The sequence below is a fragment of the Chitinophaga sp. H8 genome (genome assembly GCF_040567655.1).
GTDB lineage: Bacteria > Bacteroidota > Bacteroidia > Chitinophagales > Chitinophagaceae > Chitinophaga > Chitinophaga defluvii.
The window spans coordinates 271,474-288,324 of sequence record NZ_JBEXAC010000002.1; the positions used below are offsets into that span (position 1 = coordinate 271,474).

Here is a 16,851-nt window from a genome sequence, read left to right on the forward strand (position 1 = left end):
AGATTAAATTTAGTCATGCCTCTATCACTAAAAACTGATTACAATGGAAACTATTCAGCAAAGAGATGAGCGGTTATGGCGTATTGCCAAAGCCAGGGCCGGTTTTAAATCTCATCTCATTATCTATCTGGTAATAAATGCAGGATTCTGGGCCATCTGGTTCTTTACAGACAATCATAACTCCGGTACTCCCTGGCCCGTATGGCCTGGATTAGGCTGGGGCATTGGTTTAGCTTTTCAATACTTCAATGCCTTTCACCGGGATCCTTTTGGAGATACGTTGAAAGAGTATGAAAAACTACAGGCCGAACAAGAAAGACGGGGATTGTAATACGCTTCCCCTACACCAAATTATAGCAGCATGATGGATCAACCGCAAAGATTATTTGACGTTATCGCTTATCAACTCGAAAAATTCCCGAAGCAGGACATGCTGGTGGGAAAGGAGAATGGAGAATGGAAAAAATACAGCACACAGGATGTAGCAGACATTACCCGCAGATTCAGTTCCGGCCTGATAAGGCTGGGCATCAAAGCCGGTGATCCTACCAATGAAGGAAAAGACAAAATAGCGCTGATATCACCTAACCGCCCGGAATGGATCATCACTGACCTCGCCTGTCAGCAGATAGGCGCGGTACTTACTCCTATTTATCCTACCATCAGTGTACATGAACTGGAATTTGTACTGAATGATGCTGCTGCCAGTATCCTGTTTGTACAGGATAAAGAGATGCTGGATAAAGTACAGGAATTGCGTGGCAAGTTTCCCACTATCCGGGAGATATTCACGTTCAACAAAGTACCGGGTGCCCGTCATTGGACAGAAATACTGGACATGGCGCAGGAAGAAGACTTCCCCCGCATTGAAGACATAAAAAACAAGATCGGTAAAGACGAGCTTGCTACCATTATTTATACTTCCGGTACTACCGGTACGCCCAAAGGGGTAATGCTCAGCCATCATAATATTATGAGCAATGTAGAGGCCTGCGTGCCCTGCCTGCCGGTAAACAAGGACGCCAAAGCACTGAGCTTCCTGCCCCTGAACCACATATTTGAACGTACCGTTACCTATATCTATCTTACCTCCGGCGTTCCCATTTATTATGCGGAAAGCATGGATACTATTTCTGATAATCTCCGGGAGATAAAACCTACGATATTCAGTACGGTACCCCGCTTGCTGGAAAAAGTGTATGAAAAGATCATGGCCAAAGGGCTGGAGTTAAAAGGCATCAAACGTGCCTTGTTCTTCTGGTCGCTGGAGCTGGGCAAAAAATATGAGATCAACAAAAACCTGGGCTTCTGGTATAATTTCCAGCTGGGTATTGCCAATAAGCTGGTATTTAATAAATGGCGGGAAGCCCTGGGAGGTAATATCCAGGCCATCATCAATGGTGCTGCTGCCTGCCAGGTACGCTTGCTGAAGATATTTACGGCAGCAGGGATCCCTATTATGGAAGGATATGGCCTTACCGAAACATCTCCCGTAATAGCGGTAAACCGTATTGAAGTGGCCGACCGCATGTTTGGTACCGTAGGACCTGTCATCGACAATGTACAGGTGAAAATAGCAGAAGACGGAGAAATCCTCTGTAAAGGCCCTAATGTGACCATTGGCTACTATAAACGGCCCGACCTTACTGCTGATGCCATCAAGGATGGCTGGTTTCATACCGGCGATATAGGCGTGATGGTGAATAACAAATTCCTGAAAATAACAGACCGTAAAAAAGAACTCTTTAAAACATCTGGTGGTAAATTCGTAGCACCACAACCCATCGAAAACAAGTTCAAGGAATCGCCTTTTATTGAACAGATCATGGTAGTGGGCGAAGACCGTAAGTTTACCGGGGCATTGATCGTACCTTCTTATAATAATCTCCGGAACTGGTGCCAGAAAAATGGCATCGAATATACCTCTAATGAAGCCGCGGTAAAAAATCCTGAAGTACTGGCCATGTTCCAGCAGGCGGTAGAAAAGTACAACCAGTTCTTCAACCATATAGAACAGGTAAAGAAATTTGTACTGCTGCCACATGAATGGACCGTAGATGGCGGAGAACTGACACCCACCCTGAAAGTGAAGCGGAAAGTGATCATGGAAAAATACCGCCAGGAAATAGACAGTCTGTACCCCCCTTCCGGCAATGAGGTATGATTTTGAAAGTATTTAGAAAATTAACTGAAAAAACTTACTTTTGCACTCCCAATCCGGAAATGCAGTTCGCATGAAGGAAGGATGGTCCCGTAGTTCAATGGATAGAATAGAAGTTTCCTAAACTTTAGATACAGGTTCGATCCCTGTCGGGACTACCATACCGGAAAGGTGAAAAAAATCTTCACTTTTCCGGTTTTTTATTTGGTGTAAGTTGCTGTTAATAAGGTAAATATAATTGACAACACTATTCATTCGAGGAGTTCGATATTCCAATCCGTCAAAAGTGATTTTTTCCGGAAATATCGAACTTATTATAGCACGTCTATCAGATACAGTCCCATTTTCGAACATCACATCGATCATGGTCAAGGTTTGTACCGCTTTATCGAGTGACTTCTCAATACTAATAACCGATGTCGTTTTTGATTTGTCAGCAAGCTGTCCTTCCAAACGTGCCAGCTTAGATTCGCATTCCGTTTTTATTTCTTTATAATCCCCTGCATCAATTGCATCGCTTAGCAATAACTCCCTTGCTTTGGAGAGCTTGGCGTTAAGCTTGTCGATTTCTTCTACAACCTGTTTGTTGTTGCTTTGATTTTGTTTAAAATGGAATTGATATGCCTGCGTTATAATTGCTTTTGATAAATCAATAACAGCGGGATGTGGTTTAAACTTTTTAAGTTCATCAACAAAAAGCTCATTGGCTTTATCCGCACGTTTTCTAAACCCACAGGAAGAAATGCAATGGTAATAGTAATAGAGCGAATATTGTCCTTTTGATGCGCTTCCGGTTATCATACGTCCGCACTTTGGACAAGCTAAATATCCTCTCAACGGTAGATTATCATCAGATGCAATTTTAGTATTTGGTCTTTCTTTTCTTTTGTTTCCATCAAGAGCATCCTGTACGTCATAAAACAATTTTTCTGATATCATTGGCTCATGTTGACCTTTTACAAAATGAGCTTCTTCATCTTTATGTTTTGGAATAAAAATCTTACCGCAATACACTGGGTTCCTGATTATTGTCCAAAAATTACTTCGGCTACATTTCAAACCTTTTTTGTTAGCCTCCTTTCTTACCTGGTCAGCAGCAAGAGTACCATAAGCAATTTCTTTAAAAGCCCATTTTAAAATCTCCGCATTTTTCTCATGTATAGCAATATATTTTTTCCCATCTTCAGAAATTTTATTTATGAATCCTACAGGTGCGGTTGCCATCCAACGTCCTTCTTTCTTTGCTCGTCTCATCCCATAAAATGTATTCAACGCCCTCCGGTCATTTTCTACTTCAGGTGCGGCCAGGTAAAAAGCCATCATCATCTTGTTCTCTGGAATAGACATATCCAATGGTTGCTCTACCGCTTGTGGCTCAATTCCAAAACGCCTAAGTGTGCTGATCATTTGATACGCATCTCCGGCATTTCTGCTGAACCGATCCCATTTGGTGAAAATCACAAAATCCGATTTTCCCTTAGACTTCTTGTAATCAGATAACAACTTAACCCACTCAGGTCGATTGAAAGTTTTTGCAGAATGATCTTCAAAAATAACTTTGCGAATCTGTATGGAATTTATCTCACAATATCTCCTGAGCCTTTCTTCCTGATCACGTTGGGAATAACCTTTATCGGCCTGCTCATCTGTACTAACCCGGATATATAAATCTGCAATTTTCATAACTTCATAAGATTAGTTAAACTATCTAATTATCAGTGGTAAATTTACGAAATTATACCGGTCTTTTAAAGCATTGCGAAATCGCAATATCAGCCATTTTATATAAAAATTCCAATATCATCTTTGCCTGTTCTAACGTAACATTCAAGCCCCCTTTTTTTAGAATCTTTAAAGCTTTTTCTGGAGTTATTTTTTTTCCTTCTTTCACATTTTCCATCTCACACCTCCTTTAAATAATGACAAAAGCCCAAAGCGGGCTTTCAATCAAGTTCATAAATATTCTTACTGTAAGCCCTAACTCATATCGTTAAAATATATCCTGCTTCCCTGGTTCCGCTTGAACGATGGCACATACCTGATGTAGCCATAATCACTCAGTTCCTTTACACATCGGAAATACGTATCCCGTGACGCTATCTTGGCAAGCTGCATGATCTCATAGCTGAACACAACAAGCGGACTTGGACAATCCTTCTGTTTCCAGCATTGCAGGAGTGCCGCATAAATACCAATATGCGCAATGCCAACACGGCCATCTTTTTCAATGGCAGTAAAAAAATCCGATAAGGGTTTCAACATCTCCATAACATGACTTGCTACATCACACGCATTCCATTTCTTTTGCCCTGTGAACGAACCTGTTCTTCACCCATCTTATGCGACACCTTTACCGCTTCCATCGTCTTGTTACCCAGCGCAGCCGTTAAGCTGATTTTTTTAGCATGTTCATCATAGATATTGATGGACTTGTGTTGCGGATTAGCTTCGATATAAAAACGTTGTTCTTTACCGTCTTTAAGAAAACTGACTGCTTGCCGATCACCCATTTTCAGACCATCCAATAATTTTTGTGTGCTGCGGTGCTCCTGCAATTCTTTTAACGGTAGTTGTTGCAAAGCTTTCATCAGATCATATCCGTAAGCTGTTTGAAATTCCCGGAGCCGGAAATTACCCTGCATATCCTTATCGTTGAAATCAAGCTGCATCCACTTGCCCTGACTCTGATATTGTTCTTTCAACACAGCACGACCGGCAAGCAGGTTATATGCCTGGGATGCAGTAATTTCATTATCCGTATCCATACCGAAATATTGCTGTCTTCGGATATCCTGTTTTTGCCCATTATATAGTTCGGCCTTATAGCCATCGAAACTGTAGGTGCCGTTATGGTCTTTGGAAAAAGAAAGATTGTAGTCCAGTCTTTCCTTTTCATTCACGTACTGCGAAACGGGTATCGAAAACTGTGCTTGTCCCTTCGCCATATTTTCCTCCAGTTTATGGATGACATTACCAAAGCCGGTACGTTGCAGGGTATTCCGCAATGCGTCCGTATTGGCGGTTGTTTGCTTTATTTCCTGTTTCAGGATATACTGCTGGCGCACAGGGACGATCAGCCTGCGGAGCAAACGCAACAACAGGTTGGGATACAATTTTCTTTCGATCTGATTTCTTTCCTGCCTCAACATGCGCAGGGCGAAGCGTTCATCAGGACTGGCTGTATTCCTGTACTTGGATGCAACGCTATCGTAGTAACGCAGCTTCTCCTTTAGCAAAGCCTTGTTGCCGGAGAGATTAAAGGAGAACAGTTTGCTGAAGCGTTCCTCCCTTGAACGCCATTGGTGCAGATCGTTCTCCACACGGTTGACGGGATGTATATTGTTCATGACTCCAGTATTTAAAGTTGATCACAAAATGCCTTATGCCGATTGCGACTGCTTCCGGCGTTTCTTTTTTGCCTGCGGTATATCAGGGCCATCATCTTCATGACCTGCCTGCCTTGCCGCTTTCTGGGATGTAGAGGCAGCCTGCTTTTCACCTTCAGACTGACGTTCGGTTTTCGCTTGCCGGTTGTCCATCCGTTGCATGTTGCTGTCGTACACATTAACGGTCTTAAAGCGTGGATTGGCTTCAACGTAATGTTTCTGCTCGGTACCATCTTTTTGAAAAGTGGCCGATTGCAGGTTGCCTTTTTTAAGGGAATCAAGCAGGTTGTTTTTATATTCATCATGCCCCAACTCTTTGATCGGATGTTTGGCAAGTGCGGCTTCCAGGTCATACCCATAATTTTGATGGAACTGCTTTACTTTGAAGTTGCCATTTTTCTCCGTTTCCTTAAAGTCCATCTGTAGCCAGGCATTGTAGACCTGTCCGTCCTTGTTAATCAAATCCTTGTTGACCGACCGGCCTTCCATCAGGTTATAGGCTTCTTTTAATGTGATGTTATTTCCTTTATTGATGTAAAAGGTATGTTCCATCGCATCTGTATTATTTCCCTTTTGCAGCGCAACATTGTAGGAATTGAAGAAATACATATCGCTTTGTTTGGACTTGCTGAAATGCAGTTCTGCAAATACCTGGTCATTGCCATAATTGGCCTGATGTTTTAGCCGGAACTCTGGCTGTCCCTGTTCAATGGCTTTCTTCAGCTCACCTTCCAACGCTTCACCGAAACCGGTGTACTTTACCTGGTCACGCAGGTACTCAAAATTTTTTATGTTCATGACATTTTGTTTTTGTTCATTCTGAAATTGTGTATCCTCCATTCGCTTGTACCGCTCACGCACCATCGCAGCAATATCCACCACGCCGCCGTTTTCGATCATCAGGTTTTTATCCCTTGCAGCATCGGACATTGCGTAACAGGCAGACTGTACCGAAAGCAGATCATACCTGTCAACATCGGTCGTGTTTTCATAGCAGTATTCCTGCGCTTCGTACAGGGAAGGAAAAAAAGCGAGGTATTCTTTTCCGATAATGATTTCGTTATCGGGAAAGGCAACAAACTCATTGCCCTGCCATCGCTCGGCCGTCAGGTGCTTAAAAAAAGTTTCGTAATCTCCGGTACTGATTTTCATCGCTTCAGATTTTAAGTGGAAAAAGATACTGGTTGAAATTCATAGGGATGGAATGGTTTGCTTCGTTTCCGAATACATCCCAACCATCATACTCGCTATCGGAAAACAGTCCGTCACGGCTTCTTGCAAACAGCTCCAGTCGTGGGCGGTCACCGAACAGCCTTACGATCCTGTTACGGATTTCAGGTGGTTTCTGCGAATGCCTTCCCCTGGGACTGACCAGCACCTGCTTTACATCTTTGTGGATACGCTTCAACGGTTTCCCTTTCGTAAACAGCAATACGATTTCAGCATTGGCACGGGTATAGTAGCCCATACCGACAAAGAGTTCCTGGTTGTTCAGGTTACGCTTGATCCATACAAAGGCAACGGTCTTATACGAAAAGCCCCAGGCTTTGCCCAGTACAATCGCTTCTTGCAGACATGGAAAGGTTGCCCACATAAACAGGGCGCAATCGGCATTGCAAAGCGAAGCAATATCCATACAGGCTAAATAACCAAGAGACTGCGTATTGTAATACCTGGATGCTGTCCTGCCAGCGGTCTTTTCGCTCCACACCTTATATTCCCAGGGCGGATCTGCATAGACAATGTCGTATTTCTTTCTCCCCTTATTCATGCCCACAATACTTTATCTACTCAACCGGAATAGCTTTTACAATAGTCCTGTTCTTAACAGCGAGTTCCAGATGCCTGCCGCCATTCTTTTCCATGAGCTGGATGGCAAGGTATTTTCTATCGGGAATGGTGAATTTGGGGACGGCTAGTACGATACTGTGATCGGTATATCCCTTTATGTTATCCGTTTGGTTATGGATAAGGATGGGTGTTATTTCCAGTTCCTGTGTTGCTGTACGCTTGGCTTTCTTTTGGTCACGTATATAGAAACGTAGCTGGTCAATATCATAATTGATATGCGTACTGTTGGCAATGTTCATGCGCAGGTACATGACCCCATCGTTGATGAAGATTCCATCCAGTTTCAATCGTATGCCAAACTTCCTGTCCCTGCCGCCACGTACTTTTTTCTCCGATAGAGATACCTGCTTTGCGCAATTTTCTATCTCCTGACGATTGACACTTTCTGAGGCAATGGCAATAGTGTTGCGGCTTTCCTGTGGCAGCAATGAAAGATTGAGCACAGAAGGTTGCTGCGCAAAGTCAACGATGAAAGAAGAGAGTTTCCCATCGGTTGTTACCACGGTCAGATTGGTCTGCGTAAAATCCTCTTTTGCGGCTTTGACCTGGAGGATATTCTCTACGCCCTTTGCTTTTTGTGCCAGCACATCCTTGCTGCCCCTGTCCACACTAAGGATAGCGTACGGAAAAATAATGTTGGTGGTTTTTGAATAGGCAATTGCCAGACGGTAAGGTTCGATGGCTGAGGTGTTATTTTGTTGCGCATGAGCGCTTACACTTATAAGGAAAAGAAAAATTCCTGTTACTACTGCACTGATCGTTTTCATCTTTTGGAATTTTATGTGAATGAATAAATGATTAATTGGATTGTTTTTGTTTTTCGTCACGAAGAAGAACCTGGTAGCCTGCCTTAACGGTCACCTTGACCAGTTTCACTTTCTTACTGAATAATGTTTTTGCCGCCTCGATGCCCGCACCCGCTGCCTGCGCCTGCCAGGATGGATCGAGTGAGGTTAGCCCAATGGCCTGCATCGAGCGGTCTGCCGATTGTTTGGCTACATCACGGGTAATCGCTCCGGGAATATAGATGCCGTCCAGTCCGTCCATATCGTAGACAGCCAGTTCTACGGGGAACAGGGAATTGCCATAGCGCAGGCTGCCGATCTTGATGTTCAGACGTTCCCCATTGAGTGATGCCGTACCGAACAAAAAGTTATCCTTCGGAATATGGATACCGTTAATAAATACATCGTTCACCAGACGAAGCTTCACCGTTGAGCCGTCCACAATGGTCTGCGTTTCATGGATGACCGCCTGTATCGCATTCTGCGAATCGGCAGGCAAGTTCAGATCATCCAATGAATAGAAACCATTAGTTGCGGGTGTTTCCGTTTGAATGGCATCCAGCAGGGATACCGGCGTTTCACGGACTTTTGAAGAAACGGCAAATACCTGTCCTTTCCGGGTTTCGGATACCTGTTTGAGTTTTTCCTGTACCCGCTCCGGATGCTGCACATCGAGTATTTTTTCCAGCATCCCGCTGAGTTGTTGTAACTCGGGATCGGGAGCCTCCGGCTGGTTCATCATCTCCATCATCTTTTCGAGCCTGTCCACATCCGCTGAACCCATTGAAGTACTGCCGTACCTTGCCGGCGTCTGATATGTTTCCGTACCTGACATGGGATCGGCTACAGGTCTTTTCAGTTCCCTGTCCAGCTCGGCCAGCTTCCCGTAAATCCTGTCGGCGTTGGGATCGTTGCTGCGACCGCCACCGTAAACCGAAGTGTTCAGCCGCTGGCTGCTTTCCGTTTCAAACAGCCTATCATCTTCGCCCGTCAGGTAATCGTCCGTATCCCTAAAGGCCATGCTTCCATAAGTAGGATCGTTTTTCATCAGTTCCAGAAAGCGGATGGAATCCCGCTGCGCCTGATCATAGTAGCTAAGCTTATCCATCGGTTTGTCTTCTTTAAAGTCTGCACCGGGCAGCTTCAGGTTAAAACCTGCCTGCTCATCGGTAGCCTGTGCTTCAGCTACTTTACCTCCGCCCAATGCCCAGAACGCCATTGTCATAAAAGGCAAGGCCAGTAAAGGCAGCACGAGCAAAAATTTACGCTGCCTGATTTCCTTTGGTGATTTTGTTTGCTTTTCCATTTTACTTGTTTTTAAATTGTCTGTAATATTTTTCGATATAACCGATGCTGTCCATCAGTCCGGGACGATGGTGAATGATACTGTCGTAAATGCGCTTCCCGGTCGGGCTACGGGCAAGGCTGTCCATGTACAGCCTAAAGCGGCCGATACGTTTGTACTCCGCATCCGATAAATGTGGTATCATTATTTGTGAGCTATCCATACCCGTTGCATGTGCAGGTTTTTTAATGGGCGTAATCGAAAAGAAGGACACCGACTTGCCGGTAATGCCGCCGTAGGTCAGCCAGGCACAATAACTGCCCACACTCACCACAAAGAGGATCAGTATGATCCGCATCCTGTTTGGCGGGATGCTACGGGTACGCCGGAGCATCCACTGCGCCCAGGAGGATTGCACTACGTGAACCCCTTTGCTCATTTTCTCTTTCAGGATATTTCTTTTTTCTTCCTGTTCTCCATGCGCTTTATTTTCCTTGCGTTTCATGATCCTGTATTTTATAATTATCGTCTGCCTACGGTTTTGATATCCCTGTTCTCTATGGTATTCCAACGTTCGATCAGAAAACCATGCGGGTTGTTGTCGCTGCGTGACACATTGCGCAGTGAGCCTTCCGTCAACAGGTTTCGGGTAGTGATGCTGGTAGGCCGCACGATCTGTTGTGTGCCGTAACAGCGGAAGCGGTAAGGGTATTCGTTGATATCCACCGCTACGCTGTCCACCACAATGGTCTGGTTGACATTGCCCGAGATCAGCCCGGAGAAATAACCGTTTTCTTTCAGGTCATCATAAGCACGCTTGGCGGTGCCGTCAGCCAGGTACAGGGCTTTGGTCACATTGGACTGTATCGCTTTTTCATCGGGATCAAGCGTGAAGAACAGCACATGGAACGTTTTTACATGATCCCTGGCCTCTACGGGAATATTGTCCTTACGATCCGAGCCGTAGGCTTCCAAAGCCTTGCCGTTAGCCAGGATATAAACCTTGCTTTGCATCTGCGATACCAGGTTAAAGCTCCGGTACAGTGCAAAACAGCAGATCACCACGCAGCCCACGATGAGCAGTAAGGTAAAGCCCCTGACATGACGAAAAGCCGTATCTATATTTTTCATTTTTTTGAACATATCACCTCCGTTTATTGCTTATGAATTTCCTTTTAACTTATCACTCATATACCCTGAACCAGTTTTGCCGCCTTCCCCGAAATAGGGCCCGGAGCTGCTGCTACCCGCCATGCTCTGCGACATTTTTCCGGCAGCATTGCCCATCGCATCCATGACCATTCCTGCTCCCGCAGAGGCGGTGTTTACTGCCGTACGTGAAGAACTGCTGAACAGGCTGGTTACCTTACTTCCGAGTGCGCCACCACCACCGGCATGAACAATGTAATTGGCAACAGAGGGAACCGTGAAGTAGCCAATAATACCGATGATCATAAAGACCAGGTAAGCCACATCTGTACGGCTAAAGAAGGTATCGCCGTATTCCTGCACCTGCGATATATCCAGCTTGATCATTTCCTCCTGTATCTTACCGATGATGCTGCCGAAGATGTTGGCTACCGGCAACCATAAAAAGATATTGATGTAACGGGCGATCCACACCGTCAGCGTATGCTGAAAACCATCAAACACGGCAATGCCAAATACCAGCGGCCCGAGGATAGCCAGCACAATCAATTGGAATGTCCGTAGCGTGTCAATGCAGAGTGATGCAGCTTCAAACAGCACACGCAGCACTTCACTCATCCACTCCTTGACCGAATTACGAAAGTTGTAGGAAGCCTTGGACATGGCGAACTTGATGTCGTTGCCGATACCGTCAAAGAAACCTTCATCGGAAGGATCTTCGCCATCATGGGTATATTTATACCACTTATCGCGGTCGCCACTCCCTGTTTCTCCTACGTACATCTGCCATACGTCTGTTTTTTTGATGGCTTCCTCTTTCTTTTTGAGCAGCACACTGATGGCTTTGTCTGATCCCTCTACCATCGCTGCCGTAGCGGTTACGGTGGGTTTCATGACACCATTGATCAACCCTAAGACCGAAGGAAAGACCATCACGCAGAAGCCGATCACAAAAGGCCGGAAGAGCGGATAAAAATCTATCGGCTCCGCCCTCGACAGATGTCCCCATACCCGTGAAGCGATATACCACAATGCGGCAAACCCTGCCAGTCCACGGCCTACGCCGATCAATTGACTGCACAGCGGCATCATCTGGTCGTAGAGTTTTTCCAGTACGCCGTGCATCCCTTTCATTTCACCCGCTATTCCCTGTGCCATACCGATAAAGGGTAAGGCAGTAGCCATCAACAGCAGCACAAGCACCTTATTATATTTTCCCATTGTCTTTTGCTTTAATCGTTCACGCCATGTATTTTCTGCAAGACCTGTGCATCGTTTCGTTCTTTTGCTCTTTGCACGGCCAGTACCGTTGTATTGTTATTGAAATGCCGCAGGAACAGCAGTTTGTCCTGCATGTCTGCATAGATCCTGTCAATGGCTTGTAATCGCTCATCATCGCTCATGCGGGCTTTACCGGCAGTGACCACGGTCAGGAGTTCATCCAGGTTACGCAGGCTTGCTTTGAAGAGCTTATCATAGACACGTCCCAGGTAGGCCAGTTCATCCGGATTAAAGTTGTTATCCCTCCTGAAGCGGGTGTAGGCGTTTTTGTATTCCTTTACCAGCGTGATCTGGTAATCGGCAATCTCCACCACCCGGCGGTAGTTCCGCACGGTGGGGCTTACTTCCATCAATCCATCCAGAAATGTTTTGTGCAGACTGAAATTGCCCTGTGATATATCCTTGATGGTATTGTAACCGCCATTGAGGATTTGATATCCTTTTTTCATGTCGCTGAGTATCTGTTTGAACTGGGACAGCTTTTCGATGTTCAGTACCAGTTGGGCGATCTCATCGACCTGTGCCGAAGCTTTTGCTGATGGCAGTAGCATAGCTATCGCTACCACCACAATAATCATTATCCTTTTCATGGCTCATTGGTTTTAATGCCCTGCAATGCACGGCTGGTCGACACATCGGTTATATCTTTTTTTCGGGAGAGGGCGAGCGACTGCGCTTCATCGGTAAAACTTTTGCTAAACGTATAGCTGTCCTGCATATCCAGGTAGAGCCGGTCAATACGAGCCATGCGCTCATCGTCCTTCATTTCCAGTTTGCCGCTAGTCGTAACGGTGATCAGTTCATCCAGTATTTTTTCACAATCGTCCAGCAGTCTTCCAAGCACCCTGTTTACATAGGACAGCTCACCTGCCGAGAACATATCGCTGCGTTGTAACTGCCGGTAAGCACCGCCGGATTGTTGTACGATCTTCATCTGTAAGGCAATGATATCGGCCACCTTTGCATAGCGTTTGATTTCGGGATTTACTTTTTTCAGGGAATTGATAAAATCTCCATGCAGGTCAAACTCACCTCTTGTAAACCCACCGATGGTATTCAACCCATCTTTAGCAATGTTGTAACCTTTTTTAGCGTAGCCGATATAAACCTGTAAGGCAGCGATCTGCTGGATCAGGTATTTTTTCTGCGTCTTTTTTTGCTGGAACCATTCGGCAAAGGTTTGCGCTTTCCCGCTGCCTGAAACAGCCATCAGCACCAGCAACAACGATAGTATCTTATTCATATGTGTTTAATTATTTTTTTTAATGGCCATATGGAATGTCCAGATTAAACTCATTGATGTAGTGTTTGGCAATCATGGACATTTCATAATAATTGCTTTAATCCAACCCATACAATCTTTTGACAACTTCCACTTCATGCGCTGTTTTAGCACGGCTGAGACTGAGCAGCATGTTCTGCCGGTTGAACTGAACGAGGTCAGTATAGTGGATATCCACCTGGTCTGCTGCCTGGTTGATCAGTTCCAGCCGTTTGGCATCGCTCATGGTGGTGGTAAATGATTTTACGATCAGGGCTATCTGGTCGATGCTCTTGATGCTTTCTTCCAGGATACCTGAATACACGAATGCCATGTACTCGATTTCATCCGCCGTAAAATGTTTGTCCTGTCGGATAAGGTTCCATGCTCTTTTGTATTCATCCACCAGCCGAACCTGTTTTTGGGTAATATCCCGGATGCGCTGGTAATAGGAAATAATGGACTTAACCTTAGCGAGTTCTTCATAATATTTGCGGTACTGCTCTTTCTGCTTTTCTGTCCAGTCGGATATTTCGTCCAGCTTTAGTTTGCTGAGCGTGTTCTCCAGTGTTTTCTGCGCATTCTGTAACCATACCGTTTTGTTCTGCAAACGCTGTATCTGTAGGTCGATGGCCTTGATCACTTTTTTGGCTGCTGCCTTGACTACCGTCCATACGATGGCATGGCTCTGCTGCGTGGGTGCCACCACCATCAGCGTGGTGGCCAGTAATGTGATGATCCATATCTTTTTCATCTGCTTATTATTTGTTTTTTAGTGGTGATGAAGCTATCAGGTTTATTCATCCCTATGTTCTGAATAAACCATGATGGTTTCATGTCCTTATTTTTTAATACTCTGTTTATGTTGCTATCCCTTGTTTCTCATATCTGCTGCCATTGCCGCGATGCCCTTTCGGATATCACCGTCAAACCGGGCGGCGTATTCCATCAGCTTCACTTTTTCAGTCTGCTCCGTGGTGTAGGCTAAATATTCTTCCAGGCTCACTTCGGTACGGTAGACCTTGCTGAGCATGCCACCTAGCGAAATGAACACCTCTTTGTATTTTTTGGTCGGGTCATTGGCTTTGTTGACAGAGAGTACCAGTGCTTTTTCCTTTTCAGTAAGACCGAGCAGTTCCTGTATCTGGTCAAACTTGTTCTGGTACTTGCTTTGGTCAAGCAGTATCTTGCAATCGCTGTTGTTGATGATCGCCTGTTTAACGATTGGCGAAGAAATAATGTCCTCGACTTCCTGGGTCACCACTATGGCTTCGCCGAAAAATTTCCTGACGGTCTTGAACAAATATTTTATGTATTCTGCAAAACCCTCTTTCATGAGTGCTTTCCAGGCTTCTTCAATCAATATCATCTTACGGATGCCTTTCAGCTTGCGCATCTTGTTGATGAATACTTCCATGATAATGATCGTCACCGTTGGAAAAAGAATGGGGTGATCCTTGATATTATCCAACTCAAAAACAATAAAGCGTTCCTGTAAGAGATTGAGGTTTTCGGTAGCATTCAGCAGGTAGTCAAATTCACCACCGCGATAATAAGGTCGCAGTACGTACAGGAAATTATCAATGTCAAAATCTTTTTCCTTCACCCGGTCGCCTTCCAGCACCTTTGTGTATTCATCCCGTAGGAAATCATAGAAAGTATCAAAACAGGGAAAGCAGTTTTTGTGCTTGGAGAGATATTCGTAATAACCGCTGATGGCATTGGACAGGGCTACATATTCGCTGCGTTTGAACGCTTCATCATCTTTCTTCCAGAGTGCCAGCAGTAAGGTTTTGATGCTTTCCTTTTTCTCCGTGTCCAGGCTATCGCCTTCACCGATAAAGAAAGGATTGAAACGGATGGGGTTATCCTCTGTATAGGTGAAATAATAGCCGTTCACCATATCGCACAAGCCCTTGTAGCTATGTCCCACATCCACCAGTACAATATGTGTCCCCTGCTCATAATAGCTCCGCACCATGTGATTGGTGAAAAAAGATTTGCCGCTACCTGATGGGCCGAGAATAAATTTATTACGGTTGGTACAGATGCCCATTTTCATGGGTTCATCCGAGATGTCCACATGCACGGGTTTGCCGGTGAGCCGGTCACCCATACGGATACCCATCGGGCTGAGCGAGGAACGGTAGCCGGTTTCCAAATTAAGAAAACAGGTGGCCTGTTCGGCAAACGTATCGAAGCTGTCATTCATCGGAAAGTCTGCTGCGTTACCCGGAATGCCCGCCCAGAAAATCTGTGGTGCGCCGATGGTTTCCTGTTTGGCTACGGCGTCCATCTGTGCGAGTGCCGAAGAGACCATGTTCTTCAGGTCTTTCAGCCGTTCTTTGTCATCCGTCCACACCAGCACATTGAAGTGTGCCTTTACGGGCAGGCGTTGCTGGCCAATAGCTTCATTCAAAAAATCGTTGGTCGCATCCCTAGCGATACTGTTCTCCCGGCTGTAAGAGGACAGCGACTGTAAGCGCAGCCTTTTGCTTTCCAGTTTCTGGATGGTCTTCTGCGCGTCCTCTATGAAAATATATTGGTTATAGATATGGTTGCAGGGCAGCAGTTGTCCGAGCGTGGAAGCAAAGCCTACACTGAACTTGGTGCGGTCGGTACTGTACCGGTCGTAATTGATGCGGCTGCCACAGAGCGCCGGAAGATCGGCTGCATCACCGAGTGTATACAACTGGCAATACTTATCGCCCACACGCATCCCCTCGTCAAAATCAATGTCACTGAGCATAAAACTGTCACTTCGGCCGGAGAGGTAACAATACCGTTCGATCAGTCCTGCCTTGCGGGCATCGCTGCGCAGATCGCTTTCCCGTAAGCGGGTAAGCTTTACAAAACCGCTATCCTCCAGGATGCGCCCAAACTGACCAGTACTGTCCAAAAAATCCTGCAACATGGCGGGTTTTAATGTTTCTTCCGGCACAATGGATTTGCGCAGCAGACTGGAGAACATCGAACTGGCCGCTTTTCTTCCTTCCGGCTTTTTAGTGAGCATGATATAACAGCTATGTTCCAGAAAGGGGCGTTCATTGAAAAAACGCTCACTGGCACGGTTGAGAAAACTGGTGTCGTCCTTTGTAAAATCAGGACGGTGACCGCTTTCCAGGAACCAATCCTGCTTCTGAAATACGCTGTGTTTGGGCAACACCTTGATGGCCTTCACCCATGACTGATGAAAGGCTTCATATTCCTGATCCGAGAGCGTAAACAGCTCCGGCAGGTCAGCTTTGAACACGACCGTAATATCTCCCTGTTTGCTCAGGATGCAGTCATGTTCCACATCCATGATCGGTAAAATTTCATCCAACACTTTTTCCATAACCCACTTGTTTACCTTGCTTTAAAATCCTTCTTATTTCTTACGCAGGAACAGCCGCCTGCTCCTGGATCGGATGGCTTTGGGCACCTGCTTTCGGGCAAGCGCCTTCATCAGCCCATGCTCCCCATATTTATTGCTCATACTATAAATTTTCATCACCAGCACAGTGCCGAGCGCACCTATAATGCCTACACATACCAGTGAAGGCAGGCCGATAAAATACAATACTGCAAACACGATAAGCAGTGCCACTACGCCGCCACCCAGGTACCAGATGTACTGTGCTTTCAGCCCCATAAATTCTATACTTTGGTTAATGCCCTTATTGATCGGATATACACTGTTTGCCATGACT

General features: G+C 45.5%; 18 protein-coding genes and 1 tRNA gene. 3 read left to right on the top strand and 16 right to left on the bottom strand.

Going from position 1 to position 16,851, the window contains the following annotated elements; genetic code table 11:
• Window positions 1-43 precede the first annotated feature (43 nt).
• From ABR189_RS14840 to ABR189_RS14850, 3 genes are all read left to right on the top strand, one after another.
• Window positions 44-331, top strand: coding sequence for a 2TM domain-containing protein (locus ABR189_RS14840; protein WP_354661303.1), 288 nt, complete (start codon window positions 44-46; stop codon window positions 329-331).
• Between the two features lie 30 nt (window positions 332-361).
• Window positions 362-2,164 (top strand): AMP-dependent synthetase/ligase, encoded by a 1,803-nt coding sequence (locus tag ABR189_RS14845; protein ID WP_354661304.1) that lies wholly within the window; start codon window positions 362-364, stop codon window positions 2,162-2,164.
• Between the two features lie 83 nt (window positions 2,165-2,247).
• Window positions 2,248-2,322 (top strand) — tRNA-Arg (locus ABR189_RS14850).
• On the opposite strand, the gene ABR189_RS14855 is transcribed toward ABR189_RS14850, so the two are convergent.
• From ABR189_RS14855 to ABR189_RS14930, 16 genes are all read right to left on the bottom strand, one after another.
• Window positions 2,282-3,844 carry a recombinase family protein gene (locus ABR189_RS14855; RefSeq protein WP_354663592.1) on the bottom strand — a complete coding sequence of 521 codons (1,563 nt, stop codon included), beginning with the start codon at window positions 3,842-3,844 and terminating at the stop codon, window positions 2,282-2,284. The two genes, ABR189_RS14850 and ABR189_RS14855, sit on opposite strands and share 41 nt — an antisense overlap.
• A gap of 52 nt (window positions 3,845-3,896) precedes the next feature.
• Window positions 3,897-4,061 (bottom strand): hypothetical protein, encoded by a 165-nt coding sequence (locus ABR189_RS14860; protein WP_354661305.1) that lies wholly within the window; start codon window positions 4,059-4,061, stop codon window positions 3,897-3,899.
• A gap of 77 nt (window positions 4,062-4,138) precedes the next feature.
• A complete protein-coding gene (locus tag ABR189_RS14865) occupies window positions 4,139-4,429 on the bottom strand; it encodes a hypothetical protein (RefSeq protein ID WP_354661306.1) in 291 nt (96 codons plus the stop codon).
• An 11-nt stretch (window positions 4,430-4,440) separates the two neighbouring features.
• On the bottom strand, window positions 4,441-5,508 hold the full coding sequence (locus ABR189_RS14870; protein WP_354661307.1) for a hypothetical protein: 1,068 nt from the start codon (window positions 5,506-5,508) through the stop codon (window positions 4,441-4,443).
• A gap of 33 nt (window positions 5,509-5,541) precedes the next feature.
• Entirely contained in the window at window positions 5,542-6,699 is a 1,158-nt protein-coding gene (locus ABR189_RS14875; RefSeq protein ID WP_354661308.1) for a hypothetical protein, read from the bottom strand.
• Window positions 6,700-6,703: 4 nt separating this feature from the next.
• Window positions 6,704-7,318, bottom strand: a complete 615-nt coding sequence (locus ABR189_RS14880; protein ID WP_354661309.1) for an MT-A70 family methyltransferase — start codon at window positions 7,316-7,318, stop codon at window positions 6,704-6,706.
• Window positions 7,319-7,334: 16 nt separating this feature from the next.
• The gene (traN, locus tag ABR189_RS14885) at window positions 7,335-8,165 is read right to left on the bottom strand and encodes a conjugative transposon protein TraN (RefSeq protein WP_354661310.1); all 831 of its coding nucleotides are present in this window, start codon (window positions 8,163-8,165) and stop codon (window positions 7,335-7,337) included.
• Window positions 8,166-8,196: 31 nt separating this feature from the next.
• Window positions 8,197-9,489, bottom strand: a complete 1,293-nt coding sequence (gene traM, locus ABR189_RS14890; RefSeq protein WP_354661311.1) for a conjugative transposon protein TraM — start codon at window positions 9,487-9,489, stop codon at window positions 8,197-8,199.
• A gap of 1 nt (window position 9,490) precedes the next feature.
• Entirely contained in the window at window positions 9,491-9,973 is a 483-nt protein-coding gene (locus tag ABR189_RS14895; protein WP_354661312.1) for a hypothetical protein, read from the bottom strand.
• Window positions 9,974-9,990: 17 nt separating this feature from the next.
• Window positions 9,991-10,599 carry a conjugative transposon protein TraK gene (gene traK / locus ABR189_RS14900; protein WP_354661313.1) on the bottom strand — a complete coding sequence of 203 codons (609 nt, stop codon included), beginning with the start codon at window positions 10,597-10,599 and terminating at the stop codon, window positions 9,991-9,993.
• A 30-nt stretch (window positions 10,600-10,629) separates the two neighbouring features.
• Complete coding sequence (gene traJ, locus ABR189_RS14905) at window positions 10,630-11,838, bottom strand: conjugative transposon protein TraJ (protein WP_354661314.1); 1,209 nt, start codon at window positions 11,836-11,838, stop codon at window positions 10,630-10,632.
• Between the two features lie 11 nt (window positions 11,839-11,849).
• Window positions 11,850-12,488 carry a TerB family tellurite resistance protein gene (locus ABR189_RS14910; RefSeq protein WP_354661315.1) on the bottom strand — a complete coding sequence of 213 codons (639 nt, stop codon included), beginning with the start codon at window positions 12,486-12,488 and terminating at the stop codon, window positions 11,850-11,852.
• Window positions 12,485-13,141 (bottom strand): hypothetical protein, encoded by a 657-nt coding sequence (locus ABR189_RS14915; protein ID WP_354661316.1) that lies wholly within the window; start codon window positions 13,139-13,141, stop codon window positions 12,485-12,487. Before ABR189_RS14915 ends, ABR189_RS14910 begins: the two co-directional genes overlap by 4 nt.
• A 97-nt stretch (window positions 13,142-13,238) precedes the next feature.
• Window positions 13,239-13,913: a conjugal transfer protein TraI gene (locus ABR189_RS14920; RefSeq protein WP_354661317.1), complete on the bottom strand. Its 675-nt coding sequence runs from the start codon at window positions 13,911-13,913 to the stop codon at window positions 13,239-13,241.
• A 114-nt stretch (window positions 13,914-14,027) separates the two neighbouring features.
• Window positions 14,028-16,496, bottom strand: coding sequence for a TraG family conjugative transposon ATPase (locus tag ABR189_RS14925; RefSeq protein WP_354661318.1), 2,469 nt, complete (start codon window positions 16,494-16,496; stop codon window positions 14,028-14,030).
• Between the two features lie 33 nt (window positions 16,497-16,529).
• A complete protein-coding gene (locus ABR189_RS14930) occupies window positions 16,530-16,847 on the bottom strand; it encodes a DUF4133 domain-containing protein (protein ID WP_354661319.1) in 318 nt (105 codons plus the stop codon).
• Window positions 16,848-16,851: the final 4 nt, after the last annotated feature.

Bases quoted from the DNA above. Each gene is read 5' to 3' on its own strand.
- traM (WP_354661311.1), bottom strand. From the start codon at position 9,489: ATGGAAAAGCAAACAAAATCACCAAAGGAAATCAGGCAGCGTAAATTT.
- ABR189_RS14895 (WP_354661312.1), bottom strand. From the start codon at position 9,973: ATGAAACGCAAGGAAAATAAAGCGCATGGAGAACAGGAAGAAAAAAGA.
- ABR189_RS14865 (WP_354661306.1), bottom strand. From the start codon at position 4,429: ATGGAGATGTTGAAACCCTTATCGGATTTTTTTACTGCCATTGAAAAA.
- traK (WP_354661313.1), bottom strand. From the start codon at position 10,599: ATGAAAAATATAGATACGGCTTTTCGTCATGTCAGGGGCTTTACCTTA.
- ABR189_RS14840 (WP_354661303.1), top strand. From the start codon at position 44: ATGGAAACTATTCAGCAAAGAGATGAGCGGTTATGGCGTATTGCCAAA.
- ABR189_RS14875 (WP_354661308.1), bottom strand. From the start codon at position 6,699: ATGAAAATCAGTACCGGAGATTACGAAACTTTTTTTAAGCACCTGACG.
- ABR189_RS14915 (WP_354661316.1), bottom strand. From the start codon at position 13,141: ATGAATAAGATACTATCGTTGTTGCTGGTGCTGATGGCTGTTTCAGGC.
- ABR189_RS14920 (WP_354661317.1), bottom strand. From the start codon at position 13,913: ATGAAAAAGATATGGATCATCACATTACTGGCCACCACGCTGATGGTG.
- ABR189_RS14880 (WP_354661309.1), bottom strand. From the start codon at position 7,318: ATGAATAAGGGGAGAAAGAAATACGACATTGTCTATGCAGATCCGCCC.
- ABR189_RS14930 (WP_354661319.1), bottom strand. From the start codon at position 16,847: ATGGCAAACAGTGTATATCCGATCAATAAGGGCATTAACCAAAGTATA.
- ABR189_RS14910 (WP_354661315.1), bottom strand. From the start codon at position 12,488: ATGAAAAGGATAATGATTATTGTGGTGGTAGCGATAGCTATGCTACTG.
- ABR189_RS14870 (WP_354661307.1), bottom strand. From the start codon at position 5,508: ATGAACAATATACATCCCGTCAACCGTGTGGAGAACGATCTGCACCAA.
- ABR189_RS14855 (WP_354663592.1), bottom strand. From the start codon at position 3,844: ATGAAAATTGCAGATTTATATATCCGGGTTAGTACAGATGAGCAGGCC.
- ABR189_RS14860 (WP_354661305.1), bottom strand. From the start codon at position 4,061: ATGGAAAATGTGAAAGAAGGAAAAAAAATAACTCCAGAAAAAGCTTTA.
- ABR189_RS14845 (WP_354661304.1), top strand. From the start codon at position 362: ATGATGGATCAACCGCAAAGATTATTTGACGTTATCGCTTATCAACTC.
- ABR189_RS14925 (WP_354661318.1), bottom strand. From the start codon at position 16,496: ATGGAAAAAGTGTTGGATGAAATTTTACCGATCATGGATGTGGAACAT.
- traJ (WP_354661314.1), bottom strand. From the start codon at position 11,838: ATGGGAAAATATAATAAGGTGCTTGTGCTGCTGTTGATGGCTACTGCC.
- traN (WP_354661310.1), bottom strand. From the start codon at position 8,165: ATGAAAACGATCAGTGCAGTAGTAACAGGAATTTTTCTTTTCCTTATA.